General features: G+C 62.3%; 19 protein-coding genes and 2 riboswitches. Of the genes, 6 read left to right on the forward strand and 13 right to left on the reverse strand.

The features are described 5' to 3' along the window. From mraZ to Q0063_RS02405, 5 genes are all read right to left on the reverse strand, one after another. The gene (gene mraZ / locus Q0063_RS02385; protein ID WP_297870376.1) at positions 1 to 444 is read right to left on the reverse strand and encodes a division/cell wall cluster transcriptional repressor MraZ; all 444 of its coding nucleotides are present in this window, start codon (positions 442 to 444) and stop codon (positions 1 to 3) included. 359 nt (positions 445 to 803) lie between these two features. Continuing rightward, a complete protein-coding gene (locus Q0063_RS02390; RefSeq protein ID WP_297870377.1) occupies positions 804 to 1,325 on the reverse strand; it encodes a hypothetical protein in 522 nt (173 codons plus the stop codon). Further along, positions 1,315 to 1,818: a pantetheine-phosphate adenylyltransferase gene (coaD, locus tag Q0063_RS02395; protein WP_297870378.1), complete on the reverse strand. Its 504-nt coding sequence runs from the start codon at positions 1,816 to 1,818 to the stop codon at positions 1,315 to 1,317. Before coaD ends, Q0063_RS02390 begins: the two co-directional genes overlap by 11 nt. Further along, positions 1,815 to 2,390: a 16S rRNA (guanine(966)-N(2))-methyltransferase RsmD gene (gene rsmD / locus Q0063_RS02400; RefSeq protein ID WP_297870379.1), complete on the reverse strand. Its 576-nt coding sequence runs from the start codon at positions 2,388 to 2,390 to the stop codon at positions 1,815 to 1,817. Before rsmD ends, coaD begins: the two co-directional genes overlap by 4 nt. 206 nt (positions 2,391 to 2,596) lie before the next feature. Next, positions 2,597 to 3,454: a GDSL-type esterase/lipase family protein gene (locus tag Q0063_RS02405; protein ID WP_297870380.1), complete on the reverse strand. Its 858-nt coding sequence runs from the start codon at positions 3,452 to 3,454 to the stop codon at positions 2,597 to 2,599. A 663-nt stretch (positions 3,455 to 4,117) separates the two neighbouring features. On the opposite strand from Q0063_RS02405, the gene Q0063_RS02410 reads away from it, so the two are divergent. The 4 genes from Q0063_RS02410 (at position 4,118) to Q0063_RS02425 (ending at position 10,214) form a co-directional block, all read left to right on the forward strand. Next, the gene (locus Q0063_RS02410) at positions 4,118 to 4,561 is read left to right on the forward strand and encodes a MarR family winged helix-turn-helix transcriptional regulator (protein WP_297870381.1); all 444 of its coding nucleotides are present in this window, start codon (positions 4,118 to 4,120) and stop codon (positions 4,559 to 4,561) included. Continuing rightward, positions 4,555 to 6,303: an ABC transporter ATP-binding protein gene (locus tag Q0063_RS02415; RefSeq protein ID WP_297870382.1), complete on the forward strand. Its 1,749-nt coding sequence runs from the start codon at positions 4,555 to 4,557 to the stop codon at positions 6,301 to 6,303. Before Q0063_RS02410 ends, Q0063_RS02415 begins: the two co-directional genes overlap by 7 nt. After that, positions 6,296 to 8,167 (forward strand): ABC transporter ATP-binding protein, encoded by a 1,872-nt coding sequence (locus Q0063_RS02420; RefSeq protein ID WP_297870383.1) that lies wholly within the window; start codon positions 6,296 to 6,298, stop codon positions 8,165 to 8,167. Before Q0063_RS02415 ends, Q0063_RS02420 begins: the two co-directional genes overlap by 8 nt. A 460-nt stretch (positions 8,168 to 8,627) precedes the next feature. Further along, on the forward strand, positions 8,628 to 10,214 hold the full coding sequence (locus Q0063_RS02425) for a FapA family protein (RefSeq protein ID WP_297870384.1): 1,587 nt from the start codon (positions 8,628 to 8,630) through the stop codon (positions 10,212 to 10,214). 87 nt (positions 10,215 to 10,301) lie between these two features. Here Q0063_RS02425 and cytX read toward each other — a convergent pair whose 3' ends face one another. From cytX to thiE, 3 genes are all read right to left on the reverse strand, one after another. After that, positions 10,302 to 11,471 carry a putative hydroxymethylpyrimidine transporter CytX gene (cytX, locus tag Q0063_RS02430; protein ID WP_367180314.1) on the reverse strand — a complete coding sequence of 390 codons (1,170 nt, stop codon included), beginning with the start codon at positions 11,469 to 11,471 and terminating at the stop codon, positions 10,302 to 10,304. Positions 11,472 to 11,473: 2 nt separating this feature from the next. Continuing rightward, positions 11,474 to 12,283, reverse strand: a complete 810-nt coding sequence (gene thiD, locus Q0063_RS02435; RefSeq protein ID WP_297870385.1) for a bifunctional hydroxymethylpyrimidine kinase/phosphomethylpyrimidine kinase — start codon at positions 12,281 to 12,283, stop codon at positions 11,474 to 11,476. A gap of 291 nt (positions 12,284 to 12,574) precedes the next feature. Next, positions 12,575 to 13,219, reverse strand: a complete 645-nt coding sequence (gene thiE / locus Q0063_RS02440) for a thiamine phosphate synthase (RefSeq protein ID WP_297870386.1) — start codon at positions 13,217 to 13,219, stop codon at positions 12,575 to 12,577. Between the two features lie 64 nt (positions 13,220 to 13,283). Further along, a riboswitch (TPP riboswitch) is annotated at positions 13,284 to 13,392 on the reverse strand. Positions 13,393 to 13,464: 72 nt separating this feature from the next. Beyond that, positions 13,465 to 13,565: riboswitch (TPP riboswitch) on the forward strand. Positions 13,566 to 13,854: 289 nt separating this feature from the next. Here thiE and thiW point away from each other — a divergent pair. Beyond that, on the forward strand, positions 13,855 to 14,373 hold the full coding sequence (gene thiW / locus Q0063_RS02445) for an energy coupling factor transporter S component ThiW (protein WP_297870387.1): 519 nt from the start codon (positions 13,855 to 13,857) through the stop codon (positions 14,371 to 14,373). A 20-nt stretch (positions 14,374 to 14,393) separates the two neighbouring features. After that, on the forward strand, positions 14,394 to 15,185 hold the full coding sequence (gene thiM / locus Q0063_RS02450) for a hydroxyethylthiazole kinase (RefSeq protein ID WP_297870388.1): 792 nt from the start codon (positions 14,394 to 14,396) through the stop codon (positions 15,183 to 15,185). A gap of 96 nt (positions 15,186 to 15,281) precedes the next feature. Here the strand turns inward: thiM and Q0063_RS02455 are convergent, their stop codons facing one another. Genes Q0063_RS02455 through Q0063_RS02475 form a run of 5 tightly spaced genes read right to left on the reverse strand, consistent with a single transcriptional unit; the run spans position 15,282 to position 18,348 of the window. Further along, complete coding sequence (locus Q0063_RS02455; protein ID WP_297870389.1) at positions 15,282 to 15,911, reverse strand: hypothetical protein; 630 nt, start codon at positions 15,909 to 15,911, stop codon at positions 15,282 to 15,284. A 50-nt stretch (positions 15,912 to 15,961) separates the two neighbouring features. Continuing rightward, the gene (locus Q0063_RS02460; protein WP_297870390.1) at positions 15,962 to 16,441 is read right to left on the reverse strand and encodes a small multi-drug export protein; all 480 of its coding nucleotides are present in this window, start codon (positions 16,439 to 16,441) and stop codon (positions 15,962 to 15,964) included. Between the two features lie 35 nt (positions 16,442 to 16,476). Continuing rightward, the gene (locus tag Q0063_RS02465) at positions 16,477 to 17,289 is read right to left on the reverse strand and encodes a hypothetical protein (protein ID WP_297870391.1); all 813 of its coding nucleotides are present in this window, start codon (positions 17,287 to 17,289) and stop codon (positions 16,477 to 16,479) included. Then, on the reverse strand, positions 17,283 to 17,978 hold the full coding sequence (locus Q0063_RS02470) for an ABC transporter ATP-binding protein (protein WP_297870392.1): 696 nt from the start codon (positions 17,976 to 17,978) through the stop codon (positions 17,283 to 17,285). The genes Q0063_RS02465 and Q0063_RS02470 overlap by 7 nt, the downstream gene beginning before the upstream one ends. Beyond that, a complete protein-coding gene (locus Q0063_RS02475) occupies positions 17,959 to 18,348 on the reverse strand; it encodes a GntR family transcriptional regulator (RefSeq protein WP_297870393.1) in 390 nt (129 codons plus the stop codon). Before Q0063_RS02475 ends, Q0063_RS02470 begins: the two co-directional genes overlap by 20 nt. Positions 18,349 to 18,438: the final 90 nt, after the last annotated feature.

An 18,438-nucleotide genomic window follows, 5' to 3' on the forward strand; every position in this document is an offset into this window, starting at 1 on the left:
TTACCCCTTGTTCCTTCTGGCGCGGGCCAGGGCGTCCATGGCCGCGGCCATATCCCCCTCTTCCAGCATCTTCCGTTCCCGCTCGGTCCAGACGGACTCGTCCCAAATCTCCGCAAACGTATTCAGGCCCACTATGGTGCAGGTTTTTTTCAGCCCCGCGTAGGTCCGAAGATTGGAGGGAATCAGCACCCGCCCCTGTCCGTCCGGCTCGCACTGGACGGCGTTGGCATACAGCAGCGTCAGAGCCCTGGCCTCGGTATAGGGCAGCTCGTCCATCTCGTCGGACATCTGCTCCCACTTGGCCTGAGGGTAGATTGTCAGGCAGTGCTCCGCGCCGATGGTGATATAAAAAGTATCGCCCAGGGCCTCCCGCATGGCGGAGGGAATCACAAGCCGGCCCTTGGCGTCAATGCTGTTATTGGATTTCCCCAGCAGTCTAGCCATGGAGCCGCCCCCTTTCCCCTCTTTTTGGGACAGGATGGGGTTTGGTCCCACTTATGTGTCTCAATCACCCACTTTTCCCCACCTATGCTTTTGAGTATACGAAAATATCGCGGGAAAAGCAAGGATTTTTTTTCGACAGAAAACAGGGGAAAAGCTGGGTTTTTCGCCAATTATCGCTCGATATCTGCAAAATAAAACATCTGTTCTACCGTTTTTCTTTACCCCCTCTGCGCACAAAAAACCCCTGTTGACACAATATTTTGTGCCAACAAGGGGTTTTTTAGGGCTTTATGGCCTATATCTATAGAGCCTTCCATATATTTCAATTCCGGCTTCGGCGTTTTTTACAAAATTTCAAATCAGCGTTTCCCGTCCTCCGTGGGATTTTTCTGCTCCAGCTTCTCCCGCTGCTCCTGCATTTTCGTGCTGGAGGCCGTACGGAAACGCATCCGGGACTGCTTCACCTCGTCCAGAGCGGCCTGCACAGCCTCCTCCGTCCGGGCCAGGGCGTCCTCGGCGTACTCATTGGCCACCTGGTAGAGCTGGCGGGACCGCTCCTCCGCCCGGCTGACAATCTGACGGGCCCGCTCCCTGGCGGCATACATGACTTCACTCTCGGAGACCTTGGTCCTGGCCTCCAGCTCCGCCTGACGCATCATGCGCTCCACATCCCGTTTGGCGTCCTCCACAAATTTCTCACGGGCGGCCAGCAGGTCCTGGGCCCGCTTGATCTCCATGGGCAGCTGGGCCCGGAGCTCGTCCAGCAGGTCCAGCATCTCTTCGGCATCCACAATCCGCATGCCGGGCTTCAGCGTTGGGGCCCGGGCCTCTTCAATTCGGGCATACAGCAGATCAATCAGGCGGTTGACGTCATTGGCCATGGTGTTCCTCCTCCCTTTTCCTCAGCTCCTCCACCAGAGGGATGATGGCCGGGGGCAGATATTTCTCCAGAGGCTGACGGTAGCGGATCATCTCCCGGGCCATGGAAGAGCTGAAATGCTGGTACTCCGGGCTGGCGGGCAGCAGGAGGCTTTCCAGTCCCGGGCGCAGCCCCCGGTTAATCTGGGCCATCTGATACTCCCCGTCGAAATCCGAGACCCCCCGGACCCCCCGGACAATGGCCTGCGCCCCGTGGGCGGCGGCAAAATCCGCCAGCAGGCCGGGCCATAGCTCGGCTTTCACATTGGGAAGGGGCTCCACGGCCAGGCGCACCATCTGGAGCTTCCGTTCCGGGGAAAACATCTGATTCCGCTTTTCCGCGTTGGGGCTGACGCAGACCCATATCTCGTCAAAGCAGGCGGCGGCCCGCCGGATGATGTCCAGATGGCCCAAGGTAATGGGGTCAAAGCTGCCGGAGCAGATGGCTGTCTTCATGGGTCATTCCTCGTTTTGTTCATTTCGTCCCGCCGGAACAGGGTCACGGCGATTTTGCCGTACCGGTAGGTCCGCAGAAGGCGGTACGGCGGCGGCAGAACCGGCAGCGTCTTTTCCGCCGGATGTTCCGCTACGATTATACCATAAGGCCGAAGAATGTCAAACCCCGGCGCGGCGATCCGCTCCAGGAGCTCCTCCAGCCAGTCCGACTCATAGGGCGGGTCCAGAAAAATCAGGTCGAAGCGCTCCCCGGTCCGGGTGATGAAATCCCGGGCGTCTCCGCAGACAACCCGCGCCCGGTCCTGGAGCTCCGTCAGCGCCAGGTTCTCCCGCACCAGCCCCGCGGCGTCCTTCCGCCGGTCCACGAAGACGGCGGAGGCCGCGCCCCGGCTGAGGCATTCGATGCCCAGCTGTCCGGTTCCGGCAAAGAGGTCCAGGACGTCTCTTCCCTCGATATCGAATTGCAGGGCGCTGAACAGCCCCTCCTTCACCCGGTCGGTGGTGGGACGGGTCTCCTGACCCTCCAGCTCCTTCAGACGGCGGCCCCTGGCGGAGCCCGTAATGACACGCATGGCGTCCCTCCCTCTCCGTCCGGCGGCGGCAAAGCCCGCAGACCGGCGGCATACTTGTTTATTCTACGGCATATCCTCCCGCATTTCAATAGTTTTTTCCTGCAAAAACGGAAGAAATTACAAAAGTCCCTTTGGAGGCCGTCACAGTCCGCCGGCGGGCTCCGGCAGAGGCGGCGGCAGACGCCTCTGCGCCGCCGCCGCCGAACTCAGAACGTATGGGTCCGCAGGTAATCCAGCCAGATGCGGCAGCCTGCGGGATTCAGGTGCACCCCGTCAAAATTCAGGTTGGCAGGGAGGCAGCCGTCCTCGCCGGTAACGGCCTCCGCCACGTTGACAAAGGCGCAGCCCTTTTCCTCCGCCAGGGCGGCGATAACCTGGTTATACGCCTCGATGCGCCGGTTGTTCACATAGGTCCCTTTCGCCTCCTGCCGGGAGCTGACAGGCAGAATGGACTGGAGGGCGATCTCCGCCTCCGGGTGGTCCTCCCGAATGCGGTCAATCACCAGGGCATACTGGTCATGGAAATTCTCGATTTTCGACCAGCCCAGTTCATTGACCCCCAGCATCAGGTAAACCCGGCGGCAGTCCAGCTCCGCCAGGGCGTCCAGCAGAGAAACCTTCTCTGTCCCCCGGTCCCAGACGGGCTTTGAGAACACGGATTCCACCGTGGCCCCCACGGCATAGAGATACTGCCCGGTTTTCAAACCGCTGTACAGGTAAAAGCCCTCGGTCCTGGAGTCCCCCAGGAACACCGCGCCGTCGAAATATGTATCCGCCGCCGGCTCCGACTCCGGCACCGGTCCCGCGGGAACCGTCCTCTCCGGCTCCTCCGTTTCCCCTTCTTCCTCCGGCAGGGGCCCCTCCGACAGGGGGGCCGCCGGCCCGGTTACCTCCGCCGGTTTCTCCGTCCTTAAAAGCGCCGCCGGTTCCTCCAAAGGAGAAACAGGCGAACTCACCGCCGACCCTCTGGAACCCTCGGTGCTCACAAGGACCAGCATGGCCGCCATGACCACCGCCAGGGCCCCCGGTCTCCTTCCCGCTTTCTTCTCCCGCTTTCCCGCCATCTATGCTCCGCCTCTCCGCCGTCTCCGGCCTCACGCAAACCTCTCCGCAGCAGATTCCGCTTGCTCCCCGCGCTGCCGCCGGGGCAAACAGACTCCCGTCTTTATTATAGACGAAGACTGTCAAAAAAAGTCGAAACAATTTGTTAAAAATTTGGCGTCAAATTGTATCAATTTCCCGGCAGTTTCCCCAAAGCCCGAAAACGGGCCTCGGAGACCGGCGGCTCTGGCCGCGCCGGACAGGTCTGCCGAAAAAAACCGGACAGGACGGAAAGCGGGCAGCCCGTTCGGACTGCCCGCCTTCCTATAGATAAGAGAAAGGAGAGGGAAAATGGTGTGGGTCAAACAAGCGGTTTCGCTTGATGAGGCTATCATAGCGGCAGGCCACAGAAATGTCAACCGCTTTCTCGGAACATTCACAATTAGTTTACAAGCGGCCGGAAACAGGCCTGTTCATTCATAAAATATTCAAACTATGTTCAAACTTTCAGGGCCGTCCCGCCCTTGACAGGACCTGTAGAATGTGTTAATATTTAGCGCGCTAACCTTTAGCGGGCTAACCAAGCCGGGTCCCCCGGACGCCGGGCAGACGCGCAGAAGGACACAGGCCCGCGAAAAGCACAAAAAGCGCAGAAAAGCGCGAAAAAACGGAAAAGAGGCTTTTCCATGGATTCGAAAAACAACGGCCTTGGCCCCCTGCTGGGCCATGTCGCCCAGCTCTCCAAGGCCTGCATGGACAACCGGGTGTCCCGCTGGGGCGTGACCCCCGTTCAGGCCCACGTGCTGCTCTATCTGCACTGCCGGGGCGGGCAGGCCTCTCAGCGGGAGCTGACGGGTCTGCGGCGGGTGAAGCCCTCCACCATGAACGGCGTGCTGGACCGGCTGGAGGAAAAGGGCTTTGTGCGCCGGTCCGTCAGCGGCAGCGACGCCCGCAGCCGCCTGATTACGCTGACGGAAAAGGGCGCGGAGCAGCAGGCGCTGTTCCGGAAGAGCTTTCTGGAGGTGGAACAGGTGATGCTCCGGGGATTTACCGATGAGGAGCGGGCCCTTCTGCCCGGTCTGCTGGAGCGCGTCATTCAAAATCTTGAGGAGGATCAGACACTATGCTGAAAAAGTTGTGGCCCCATGCCCGGCCCTTCACGCCCTGGATTCTGGCCGGTGTGGCGTGCAGCGCCATGGAGGCGGTTTTCGAGCTGCTGATTCCGCTGGTGATGAGCGACATTGTGGACGTTGGCATCGCCGGCGGCGACCAGGCCTATATTCTGCGCAAGGGGGCCCTGATGGTGGCGATGGCCCTGGTGTCCCTGGCCTTCGGCCTGGGCAGCGCTGTGTTTTCCTCGGTGGCGGGCCAGGGCTTCGGCGCCAATGTCCGCCGGGCGGAGTACGAGCATATTCAGACCTTCGCCTTTTCCAATATTGAGAAATTTTCCACCGCCTCCCTGGTGACCCGGCTCACCAACGACGTGAACAATCTCCAGATGTCCCTGATGATGTCCATGCGCCTGCTGGTCCGGGCTCCGGTGATGCTGGTGTCCGCCCTGTTCTTCTCCATCCGCATCAGCTACCGGCTGAGCAATGTCTTTCTGGTGGCTCTGCCGCTGCTGCTGGTTGTGGTCATTGTGATCCTGACCCGGGTGGGGCCCATGTTCCGTTCCCTTCAGGAGAAAACCGACGGGCTGAACCTGGTGGTTCAGGAAAATCTGGCGGGCATCCGGGTGGTGAAGTCCTTCGTCCAGGGGGACTATGAGCGGGAGAAATTTGCTGAGCGGAACGACGATTTGAAAAACACCTCCCAGCGGGCCTTCGGCGCGGTGGTCATCAACATGCCGGTGATGATGCTGATTGTCTACGGCACCATCATCGCCGTCATGTGGTTCGGCGGCCGTATGGTCTACTCCGGCGACCTGGAGGCTGGAAAGCTCATCACCTATTTCACCTATATCAGCCAAATCATGATGTCCCTGATGATGGTTTCTATGATCTTCATGATGCTGACCCGGACCATCGCCTGCGGCCGCCGGGTGGCGGAGGTACTGGAGGAGCGGCCCGCCATGGACGACGGCGGGGCCCTCCGGGACGAAAGCGGCCCTGTGGCTGTGGAGACCGGCAGCATCGACTTTGACCACGTTTCCTTCAAATACAATTCGGACAGTACGGAATGGATATTACAGGATGTAACCGTTCATATCCCCGCCGGAGCCACCGTGGGCATTCTGGGGGGCACCGGCAGCGGCAAAACTTCCCTGGTCTCCCTGATTCCCCGGCTCTATGAGGCCCAGGAGGGCACGGTCTCCGTGGGGGGCCGGCCGGTTCAGGCGTACACCATGGAGCGACTCCGGGACGCTGTGAGCATGGTGCTGCAAAAGAACACCCTCTTCTCCGGCTCCATCCGGGAAAACCTCCTCTGGGGCAATCCCGACGCCTCGGAAGAACAGCTTCAGGCCGCATGCCGGGCCGCCTGCGCCGACGAATTTCTGGAGCGGATGCCCGACGGTCTGGACACCGACCTGGGTCAGGGGGGCGTCAACGTCTCCGGCGGGCAGAAGCAGCGGCTCTGCATCGCCCGGGCCATTCTGAAGCAGCCCAAGGTGCTGATTCTGGACGACTCCACCAGCGCCGTGGACACCGCCACAGACGCCAGAATCCGCGCCGCCTTCGCCCGGGAGCTGGGGAACGCCACCAAGCTCATCATCGCACAGCGGGTGGCCTCCGTCCGGGACGCGGACATGATTCTGGTGATGGACGGCGGAAAAATCGCGGCCCAGGGCACCCATGACGAATTGATGAAGACCTGCGCCATTTATCAGGAGGTCTGGCAGTCTCAGCAGGAAGGAGTGAGCATTGATGGCTGAACACAAGCACGGTCCCCACGGTCCCGGCGGCTTCCGAAAGCCCAGGGATTTCCGGGGCACCCTGGGAAAGCTGATGGGCTATCTGGGCCGGTACAGGGCGCTGCTCTTTGTGGTGGCGGTTCTGCTGGTGGTGAGCTCCGCCTGCACCGTGGGAGGGTCCTACCTCATCAAGCCCCTGATTAACAATTATATCCTCCCCGGCGACTTCCCGGGCCTTGCCAGGATGCTGGCGCTGATGGCCCTGGTGTATATCGCCGGCGCCGCCTGCTCCTTCGGCTATGCCCGCATCATGGTCCACATCTCCCAGAACACCGTGGCGAAAATCCGGGCGGAGCTCTTCGGGAAAATGCAGGACCTGCCCCTGAAATTCTTCGACGCCCACACCCACGGCGAACTTATGAGCCGGTATACCAACGATATTGAAACCGTCTCCGAGGCTCTGAACAACAGCTTCGGCAGTCTCGTCTCCTGCACGCTGAACTTCACCGGCACCATTCTGATGATGCTGGTCCTCAGTCCCCTGCTGAGCCTCATCACCTTCGCCACCCTGGCGGTGATGCTGCTGGTGGTGAAGCACGTGGGTTCCCGCAGCCGCCGCTACTTTGCGGCCCAGCAGAAGGCCGTGGGGGAGGTCAACGGCTATATTGAGGAAATGATCGAGGGCCAGAAGGTCATCAAGGTGTTCAACCACGAGCAGGCGGCGAAGGAGGGTTTTCGCGTCCGGAACGACGCTTACCGTCAGGCGGGCGCCCGGGCCCAGATTTACGCCGGCGTCATGATGCCCGCCATGGGCAACCTGAACTATGTCAACTACGCCGTCACCTGCTGCGTGGGGGCCATGCTGGCCATTCACGGCGGCAGCTTCCGGCTGGGAGACCTGGCGGCCTTCCTCCAGTATACCCGGCAGGTGGGCCAGCCCGTCACCCAGATTTCCCAGCAGGTGAACACCATCCTCTCCGCCGTGGCCGGCGCGGAGCGCATTTTCGAAATCATGGAGATGCAGCCGGAGTCCGACGAGGGCAGGGTGCGGCTGGTCCGGGCAGAGGCGGACGAGACCGGCGCGGTCACCCGGGTGCACCGGGACACCAACGCATGGGCCTGGATGAAGCCCGACGGGACCCTGGTTCCCCTCCGGGGCGACGTGCGCTTTGACCATGTGGTCTTTGGCTATGACGAAAACCGCACCATTCTCCATGACATCTCTCTCTTTGCCAAGCCGGGGCAGAAAATCGCCTTCGTGGGCTCCACCGGCGCGGGCAAAACCACCATCACCAGCCTCATCAACCGGTTCTACGAAATCCAGGGCGGAACCATCACCTATGACGGCATCGACATCCGGGACATCGCCAAGGAGTCCCTCCGCCGGTCCCTGGGCGTGGTGCTCCAGGACACCCGCCTGTTCACAGGCACCGTGGCGGACAACATCCGCTACGGCCGCCGGGACGCCACGGATGAGGAGGTGGAGGCCGCCGCCCGCCTGGCGGGAGCCGACGCCTTCATCCGCCGTCTGCCCCAGGGCTATCGGACGGAGCTCTCCGGCGACGGCGGCAGTCTCAGCCAGGGGGAACGGCAGCTGCTGAATATCGCCCGGGCCGCCTGCGCCAACCCGCCGGTTCTGATTCTGGATGAGGCCACCAGCTCCATCGACACCCGGACGGAAAAAATCATCGAAAAGGGCATGGACCGCCTTATGGCGGGCCGGACGGTCTTCGTCATCGCCCACCGGCTGTCCACCGTCCGCAACGCCCGGGCCATCATGGTTCTGGAGCAGGGGGAAATCATTGAGCGGGGAGACCACGAGGATCTCCTGGCCCAGCGGGGCAGGTATTACCAGCTCTACACCGGTCAGGCAGAGCTGTCCTGATCTATAGCAATCTTCAAAATTACGAGCAAAGGGCCGCCGAAGGCGGCGGTTCTTGGCCGGCCCGCCTGCCGGGGATTCTGATGTCTGCTGTAATTTCTCTATTAAAGCGATAGCCCGGCCCCCTCCCTGTTCTTCAGCGAAGCGGCCCGGCAGCCAAGAAAGCCTTTCACAAAGCCGCCCGGCCGAAGGGACCCCATGGGGTTCCTTCGGCCGGGCGGCTTTACGGGGGAAACGTGCAGATGAGGGCCCAGCGGGGCCGGGCGCGCCGGGGCCCCGCGGAAGGCCTGCCGGCGGTTCTCCCCTTCCTTTCACGCGGCAGGCGGAGCCGGGCGAATCGGGCGAATAAGGCTTGATAATTTTCCCGCGGAATGATACAATGCAGGTGATTCGGCAAAGCGCGGGCCTTCACGGCCCGCGTAAAACCGCCGCTTACACGACGTTTCGGAAGGAGGGGATGAAGGTGTCGATTTTTGATCGTCTGATTTCAAGGGAACCAGGCGGGCAGGAACGGAAAGCATTTCACTCCATCCCCTACAGAAGAATGTTCTCGGAGCTGGATGAAAGCGGCGGGGAGGCCAGAGAGCGGTATCCCGGAGACGAAAAGACGGTGGAAGCCTTCATCCGGGTTTTAAAAGAGGCGTGCAGGGCGCGGCACAAAAAGGCGCTGGACGGCGTGATGCCTCCCATCCATGCGGAGGCCCGTTTTTTTCTGTCGGAGGACCGGATGTGCGCCTATGGGTGCCTGCTTCCGCCGGAGAACGGCGGCGAGGGAATCAGCCTGGAAAAATTCCTGGGCGACCTCCACTATGAGGGCGTCCGCTACGGCGTTTTACAGGAGGACATCCCCCGGGAATTTGAACGCGGATACCTTCACATCTTCCCGGTGGCCCGGGGCAAGCCGCCCCTGGCGGGAGAGGACGGCAAGGTGACCGAGCTCTTCCAGCGGCGCAGGAACATGCGCCTGGAGGTGCAGAATGGAAGTGAGGCGGATTTCAGCCGGGACGTCCAGCTCCAGCCCATCCGGAAGGGCGCCGTCATCTGCCTGATTCGGGCCCCCAAGGCCGGGTCGGACGGCACCGACGTCACGGGGCAGCCCCTTTCCCCGCCGCAGGTCTTCAGCGCCCGGGCGCCCCAGGGGAAGAACACGGAGCTGGGCCGGGGCGGGCAGGCCCTCATCGCCGGGACGGACGGCATCCTCTACATTGAGAACGACCTGTTCTGCATCCACGAGCAGAAAATCATTGACGGCAGTCTGGACCAGTTTCAGGGGACTCTCCGGATTTCCGGCAATCTCTACATCGGCGGAAACGTGGACGGAGGCGTGGAGATTGAGGCCACCGGCGAAATCGTCATCAACGGGGCGATGGGAGAGGCCCGGGTCACCTCCTCAGGGGGGACCATCCGCGTGCAGCGGGGCATCTACGGCGCCGCCGGCAAAACCGTACTGCGGGCAGCGCATCAGATTCAGTCGCCGGTGGTGGAGTGGGCGGACATTGACGCCGGGACCAGCGTGATTTCGGAGACCATCTCCAACAGCGCCATCCGCTGCGGCGGCACGGTCTATGTCATGAACGGCCGGGGCATGATTGTGGACAGCCTGATTCAGGCGGGGGACAGCGTACTGTGCCTGCGGGTGGGCAATCTGGCCGGAGGCCGCAGCCGGTTTTCGGTGGGCTATCCCCCGAATCTTCCGGAGACCTGGAAGCAGCTCAAGGGAGAGCTGGCAGAAACGCAGTCGACGCTGGATAAGCTGTGGGACCACGTCTCCGCCCTGCGGCGGAAGGGGCCCCGCCTCTCGGAGACGGAGCGGGTTCTGCTGGAGCAGCTCGTAGAGCAGAGGGAGCTGTACACCCAAAAGCGGGAGGCGCTGACAGCGGAGCTGAGAACGGCCAACCAGGCGCTGAACAAAAAGACCAAGGGACGTATCCGGTGTGAAAAGCTGTTCCCCTTTTTGGACGTCCAAATCGGCAGGCTGTCCGAGGAGGTCATCACGATTGAGGAGAACTGCGACATTCACGTGGAAGAAAATAAAATCGTTCTGGAGTAATCAGGAACACAAGAGCACGGAAGGGGGGCACAGCGCCCTTCCGTGCTTTTTGTATTCAGCCCGGGCCTCCAGCCGCAAAAACGCCCCTCAGCGCCGCCTTTTTCCCGGCAGCTTATCGGCCAAGACGCACAGCGCCGCCACCAGAACCATATCCGCCAGGGTACAGCCCAGGGGAAAATCCAGTCTCATCAATCCCCGGTAGGCCCCGAAGCCCACCGCCCAAATCACCAGATTCCGCCTGTCGAAGTCCGCCTGGAACCGGTCCCGGCGCAGCAGGAAAAAGTCCGTGATTTGAATGGCGGTCATGGGCGCGAAGACGGAGCCAATCAGGTAGAGGAACCCGGTGATGTCGTCCATGGGGAACAGGACCGCCCCGGCGCAGCCCAGCAGTGCGGCTCCGGCGGCCATCCATCTGCCCTTCAGCCGGGGGCTGAGGGACTCGGCTGAGACGCCGGCGGACCACGCATCCAGGAAGGTGGTGGTGACAGTGGACAGAATCAGAATCACCAGTGCGGCGGCCCCCAGGCCCGCCTTGACCATGATGGCGGCAATATTGGACTCCCCGGTAAACAGTGCCGCGCCCATGCCGATGACATACATCCAGACGGAAACCAGACCGTAGACCACCGCGCTGGCCAGGGACGCCTGAACGGGCTTTTCCGCCTCCCGGGTGTAGTCGCTGATGAGGGGCAGCCAGCTCAGGGGCATGGCCGCCGCCAGCTCCACCGCCGCGCCGAAGCTCATAGCCTCTCCCAGCCCCCCGCCTGCAGGCGTCCCCGCGCCGAAGACAACCCGGCTCAGCACCAGCGTCAGCAGGAACAGCGCCGCCATGGAAAGCCGGTTGAGCCAGCCCAGATTGGTGACGCCCACCAGAATCCAGACCAGAATCAGCCCGCCGATTACCAGGCACCAGACCCAATGCCCCGCCGGGAAGACGCCGCCTGCGGCCAGCGCCCCGTCATAAATCATGATGGCCGTCCAGCCCGCCAGCTGGAGGATGTTCAGGGCGGCGAAAAGCAGCCCGCCCCTCTGGCCGAAGCTCATTTTCACCGTCTCCATGGCGCTCCTGCCGCTCCGCCCGCCGATGAGCCCCGTCAGAAACAGCAGGATGCAGCCAATCACATGGCCGGCGACAATGGCGGCGAGGCCCCGGGCAAACCCCAGAGGCGCGAAGCTGGAGCCGGTGAGAATCTCCACCAGGGAGACGCCGGCCCCGAACCAGATCAGGCCGTTCTGTACCGTTGTGGTCTTCTTCACTCTCAGCCCTCCCCGCCGGTGAAGCGGCTGCGGAGATCCCACATGTGGTCCATGGGCCCGGAGCCCTTCCCCAGGTCCAGCATCGCGGAGAGCGCACCGAATATGTACTGCTTGGCCCGCTGAATCGAGTCCTCCAGAGAATAGCCCTTGGCCAGATTGGATGCAATGGCGCTGGAGAGAGTGCAGCCGGTGCCGTGGGTATTGGGGTTGTCCACACGCTCCGAGGTGAAGAAGCAGACGGAGCCGTCCCGGTCAATCAGCACGTCGTTTGCGTCATGGACATTGTGCCCGCCCTTGCAGAGGACGGCGCAGCCGAACCGCTCCCGAATCTCCTTCCCGGCGAAGACCATGTCGTCATATGTCCGGATTTCCCTGCCGGAGAGGATTTCGGCCTCGGGAACATTGGGGGTGAGGACCGCGGCCAGAGGCAACAGGCGGCGCTTCAGGGTCTCCAGGGCGTCCTCCGAAATCAGCCGGTCCCCGGAGGTAGCCACCATCACCGGGTCCACCACGATGTTCCTCGCCTGATACTGCGTGAGCTTGTCCGCGATGACCTCGATGAGGGGAACGCTGGCCACCATGCCTGTTTTCACCGCGTCGGGGAAGATGTCGGTGAAGACGCAGTCCAGCTGCTGGGCCAGGAATTCCGGCGTGGATTCCTGGATGCTTTTGACGCCGGTGGTATTCTGGGCCACCAGGGCCGTGACGGCGGTGAGGGCAAACACCCCGTTGGCGGTCATGGTCTTGATGTCGGCCTGGATACCGGCGCCTCCGCTGGGGTCGGTCCCGGCGACCGTCAATGCTGTTTTCATGTTCAGTTCTCCTTTTCGCATTGAAGTTTTATAGCGCGGCAAAAGGTGGTACCCCCGATTTACCGCAAGAAAAACGCCCGCAGGCGGTTTTCCTGCTGAATATCAGACCGCCGCTTATAGTCAAACAAGTTGAAAAGAATCAACTGATTCTTTTCAACTCTGCGGCGATACACCGCCGCAGATGGCCGCATTTACGGCCATTGTTTGGCTTCATAGAGAATAAAGCGTGTTTCACACGCCAGCGGGCCGCGGCCCGCTGGTTGAAAACGTACAATTTGCACGTTTTCAACTTTATTCACTATACAGCTGTTCCACCAGGGCCCGCAGCTCCCGGGCGGCGGCCTCCGGATGCTTCTGCCCGAAGATTCCGGAGACCACGGCCACGCCCGCCAGACCCAGCCCCCTCAGCTCCAGAATGTTCTCCCGGCTCACCCCGCCGATGGCTACGGCAGGGATATCCACCGCCGCCGTAATGGCCCGGATGGTCTCCCGGGAAATGGGTCTGGCGTCGGCCTTGGTGCCCGTGGCGAAGGCCGCCCCCACGCCCAGATAGTCCGCCCCCGCCGCCCGGGCCCGGAGGGCCTCCGTCCGCGAGTGGGCGGAGACGCCCAGAAGCTTTCCCGGCCCCAGCAGCGCCCGGGCACGGCCCGCGGCCAGGTCGTCCTGGCCCACGTGAACGCCGTCGGCCCCCGCCGCCAGGGCGATGTCCGGCCGGTCGTTGATGATGCTGACGGCCCCCAGCTCACGGCAGAGCGCGGCGAAGCGCCGGGCCTCCGCCAGGAAAGCATCGTCCTCCAGCCGCTTTTCCCGGAGCTGGACAATGGCCGCGCCGCCCCGGACGGCGGCCTCGATCTGGTGAAAAAAATCCTCCTCATCCGCCGCCCAGGCCCGGTCGGTGACGGCATAAAGCCGGAATGTTTCGGGGCTGATACCCATGGCAAAATCCTCCCAAATTCCGAAAATATAAAATCCGCAGACAAACCAACCCGGTTCATCTGCGGTAAGACGTCCGCTATTTCCCTACGTTGGCATGATCCAAATCAGGTTCCGGGTCGGGACCTTCACGGTCCCCTCTCAGCCCGCGCCAGCGGACTCCCCTTTTTGATTGTGAGCTTATCATACTCCCTTTTCCCCGGATTTGCAAGTCCCTTGACAAACTTTCGTCACGGTGGTATTCTGGTCCCGAAAAGCAGGGGAGCCGGAAGGATGAGAGGAAGCGCAAGCTTCGACCCTTTACCTGATGCGGGTCATGCCGCCGTAGGGAGTCGATAGGGGACTTTTGACGGCGGTGCGCTCAGGTGCGCGCCGCCTTGCTTTTTGAAATTTCTTTGCGGAGGAGGGGGAAACACGACAGGCGTCCCGGCGGCAGCCCGCCGGGAACCGGCCGAGGGGGAGCGCCCTGGGTCCGGGCCCTATGCGCAGCGATGGGAAGCCGTGTTCCGGCGTGAGAGGAGGCCAGTCAGCCTCGACCGAATTTCCCTGGGCGGAAGGCCCCAGCCTGGTCAGGCATGGGGAAAACGCTGCGGTTCGTTTTCTCCCTGCAATCTGTGAAAACGCAAAGGAGTTTCAGCATGAAAAACAATTCCGTCAAAAAACTGGCCCTGGCCGGCGTGCTCTGCGCCGTGGCTGTCGCGGGCAGCATGTTTTCCTTCCCGGTGTTCGGCAGCAAGTGCGCCCCGGTTCAGCACATGGTCAACATCCTGTGCGCCGTGTTCCTGGGCCCCTGGTACAGCGTGGCCGCCGCCTTTGCCGCCAGCCTGCTGCGCAACCTCATGGGGCTGGGGAGTCTGCTGGCCTTCCCCGGCAGCATGTGCGGCGCGCTGCTCTGCGGCCTGGCCTTCCGGAAAACCAGGAGCCTCCCGGCGGCGCTCGCCGCCGAGGTCCTGGGCACCGGCGTTGTGGGGGGACTGGCCGCCTACCCCGTGGCCGTCGCCTTTATGGGCAAAAGCGCCGGGGACATCGCCTTTACCGCCTATGTGGTCCCCTTCCTGATTTCCACGGCGGCGGGAGCCCTTCTGGCGGGGGCGCTGGTGTTCGCCCTTCAGAGAAGCGGGGCCCTGAAAGTCATGCAGGCCGCACTGGAGTCCTGAAAAGCCGGAGGTATTTGACCATGACGCCTGACTTCTCTCTGCTGGAGGCGGTCCGCCGGACCCGCCCCCTGGTCCACTGCGTCAGCAATTTCGTCTCCGCCAACGACTGCGCCAATCTGGCTCTGGCGGTGGGGGCCAGTCCCATCATGGCCTGTGCGCCCCAGGAGATGGAGGCTGTCGCCGCCATATCCCGCGCCGCCGTGCTGAACACCGGCACGCCGGAGGAGGACAAATTCCGCGCCTGCCTCCTCCGGGGACAGGCCGCCGGAAGGCTGGGCCAGCCGGTGGTTCTGGACCCCGTGGGGGTCGGGGCCAGCCCCTGGCGGCTGGCCTGGACGGAACGGCTGCTGGAACAGTTCACCCCCGCTCTGCTGCGGGTCAATTCAGGCGAGGCCAGGGCCCTTCTGCACCTGGACAGCCGGGCCCAAGGGGTGGACGCCGCCCCGGACCCTGACCGGCGGGGAACTCTGGCGCTGCGTCTGGCCCGGAAGCTGAACACGACCGTTCTCCTCTCCGGACCGGAGGATTTCGTCTCGGACGAAGCCGCTCTGTGGAGAATCTCCGGCGGCAGTCCCCTGATGACCGGCGTAACCGGCACGGGCTGTATGCTCTCCGTCCTCTGCGGCGTCTTCGCGGCAGTGGAGCCGGACATCCTCACCGCCGCCGTCACCGCCGCCGCCTTTTGGAAGGCCTGCGCCGCACAGGCGGAGGGCAGGGCCGGAGGACTGGGCAGCTTCCGGACCGCCCTTCTGGACGCCGCCGGGTCGCTGACAGCGGCGGACTGCGCCGGAATACCGGTTACACAGCTCTGAAAACCCCGCCTGCCGTCTCCGGCAGGCGGGGCTTTTTGTAATTTTGCAATTTTGTAATTTTGCATTGACTGGATTCCGGCGGGCTTCCCGCCTCGCTCAGTCCGTAAACCGGGCGGGGTCCCGGAGGGCCTCCGCCGTCTCCGCCGGAACGGCGACGGTGAAGGTCAGGAAGTCTCCCACATCCACCCCCAGCAGGGAGGGCAGATCCTCCAGAATCACTAGGGTCACGATGTCCGCATCGGCGGAGACGGTGAAGCGCACCAGCTCCTCATATTCCCGGTCCTCCTCCTTCTGCCATGCCTTCAGGGTCTCCTGCTGGCAGTAGATGTAGCTGTAGGAGGGCTGGCCGGGGTCCTCATCCGTCGGGACGCCCCAGCCGTCGTCATCGCTGAGGAGATCGTCCAGGATTTTGACCTGCTCCCCGTCCGTGACGGTCCCAACCTCCACAATGGCGGACTCTTCGTCTGACACATCTATAATTTTCCAGTAGTGATCCTTTTCCACGCCGTTCTCGTCCTGGGTGCTCCAGGCCTTCGCGGCTCTCTCAGCCTCGTCCTCCCAGTCCTGGGCCCAATCCTCGGCGGCGTCCTCTATGGAATCCGCCAAATCCCTCTGAAACGCTTCGTCACTGGGGGCGGTGATGACCATACCGGGCATACAGCCCGCCAGACTTCCCATCAGCACAGCCGCCAGGGCCAAGCCGAAAAATATACGCATCGTTTTCATAGCAGCTCCTTATTCAAACAATGTAATCAAAAGGGGTATATCTCAGGCCCTCACAGCAGCTGGAACAGGCCCATGGTGACGGCGGCGGTGATGCCCGCAGCCATCAGCAGCCCCGCGAAAATGGCGGGCAGGGCGTGCCGCATCCGGATATCCAGCACCGAGGCCACCAGCGCGCCGGTCCAGGCCCCCGTCCCCGGCAGGGGGATACCCACCAGAATCATCAGGCCCAAAAGGCGGTATTTCCGCACCAGCCGCCCCTTGAGATGGGCCCGCCGCTCCAGCCAGGCGATTTTCGGGCCGAAAAAACGGGTCCCCCGGAGCCAGTTGGCCACCCGCCGCCCCAGCAGGATGATGAAGGGCGCCGGGACCAGGTTCCCCGCCACGGCAATGGCCGCCGCCTCTCCCAGGGGCAGCCCCGCAGCCGCGCCCAGGGGAATGGCCCCCCGCAGCTCCAGCACGGGGACCATGGCGGCGGCAAAGGTGAGGACCTCAGCGGGGATATCGGAAATAAAATTTGCTGCAAACGGCATAGGGACCTCCATAACCAGTTTTCGTTATGGACAGTTTACTCCAGGTTCAGGTGTCTTTTCAAGAAAAATGTGGTGACGGCGTAAAAAATCGCGCCATAGACCACCACGACGCCGATGGACATCAGGAGTCCCACATGGATGGCGGCAATGGGCGTGGGGTCCCAATCCAAAAAGCGGGACAATTCCAGCTTGTTGAGGCCAATCAGCAGCATGGACCCGCCGAATTGCAGAACCGCCTGGAAGCCGAAGAAGCAGCCCACCGACCAGAGCATTTTATGATTGGGCTGGCTGTGCCCCGCCGCCAGGGCGGCATAGAACTGGAGGGAAAAGGCCACCAGACACAAAAACATCAGCACTGCCAGCTCCGCCAGTACCACGGTGCCGTTGAGGGCCTCGCTGATTTTCAGCTTTTGCAGGCCCCCCAGCAGCTGGCCCAGGAAGTCGAAGAACTGCCGCCAGAAGCCCCCCTCATAGGCCACCAGCAGACACGCGCCGATGATGACCAGCACCGTGGCGATGAACCACACGGCGGACACAATCACCTTGGCCCAGATGTGCTGATGGACGGAGACGGGCAGGGTGAACATCAGATAGCCCTCGTCCTGGAGCAGGTTCTTGTAAAACCGCTGAATCATCAGTACAAAGGACATCAGCAGCACGCCGAAAATGGCGAAACCGAAGGCCACGACAATCAGCGTCCCCAGGACGCTCAGGGCGCTGCGGCTGCTGCCCAGCATCCACCGGCCCGACAGGTTGGAGCCCACGGCGGTGGCCAGCAGCACCAGATACATGGGCAGCATGACACGGCCAGTGGCCCGGAATTCATGCTTGATGAGTTTTCCTAACATTTGAATACCTCCCGGAACAGGGCGTCCACGCTCATGCCCTTCTCCTCCCGAATCCCGTCCACGGAGGACTGAAGCATAATCCGCCCCTGATTGATGAAAATGACCTCGTCCAGCACCTTTTCCACATCGGCAATCAGGTGGGTGGAAATGACCACCGCCGCCTCGGGGTTGTAGCTGCCGATGATGGTGGACAGGATATAGTCCCGGGTGGCCGGGTCCACACCGCCGATGGGCTCATCCAGCAGGTACAGCTTCGCCGCCCGGCTCATGACCATAATCAGCTGCACCTTTTCCCGGGTGCCCTTGGACATCTGCTTGATAACCTGCCTGGGGTGAATATTCAGATGGCCCAGCATCTCTTCCGCCGCCTCCCGGCGGAAGTCGGTATAGAAATCCCCGTAGAAGTCCAGCAGCTGGCCGGCGGACATCCAGAGGGGAATGGCCGTCCGCTCCGGCAGATAGCTCACAAGACTCCGGCTCTCCCGGCCCGGCGCCATGTCACAGACGCTGATATACCCCGCGTCGGGGGTCAGCAGACCGTTGGCCAGCTTGATGAGGGTGGTTTTGCCGCTGCCGTTGGGGCCCAGCAGCCCCACGATGCGCCCCGGCTCCACGGTGAAGCTCAGGCCCTCCAGCGCGGCGGTCCGGCCATAGCGCTTGCAGAGCTCCTTACATTCCAGTACTGACATCCCTTGTTCCCTCCTCAATCTCCTGTTTCAGCAGGGCGACAATCTCCTCCTGCCGGAAGCCAAGCCGAAGCATAGCCTCAATAAAGCTCTTGACGTGCCGCTGGGCCAGGCCCCGCTTGGCGGCTTGAATCATGATCTCATCCTCCGTTACAAATCTCCCAGCGGTCCGCTGGCTGTACACCAGACCGTCCCGCTCCAGCTCCGCCAGAGCCCTCTGCATGGTATTGGGATTCACCCCCGCCTCCGTAGCCAGCTCCCGCACCGAGGGCAATCGTTCCCCCGGCGGGAAGATCCCGGCCACGATGCCTACCTTGACCTGCTGGATCAGCTGCGTATAGATGGGGGCGTCATTGGAAAACTCCCATCGCATATCCGCACCTCCTCACATCTTGTGTCTTATTGTCTTATGCACCTAATACAATATCACATTTTTCCCATTTGTCAAGAGATTTTTTCATAA

The organism is uncultured Oscillibacter sp., assembly GCF_947654275.1.
GTDB lineage: Bacteria > Bacillota > Clostridia > Oscillospirales > Oscillospiraceae > Oscillibacter.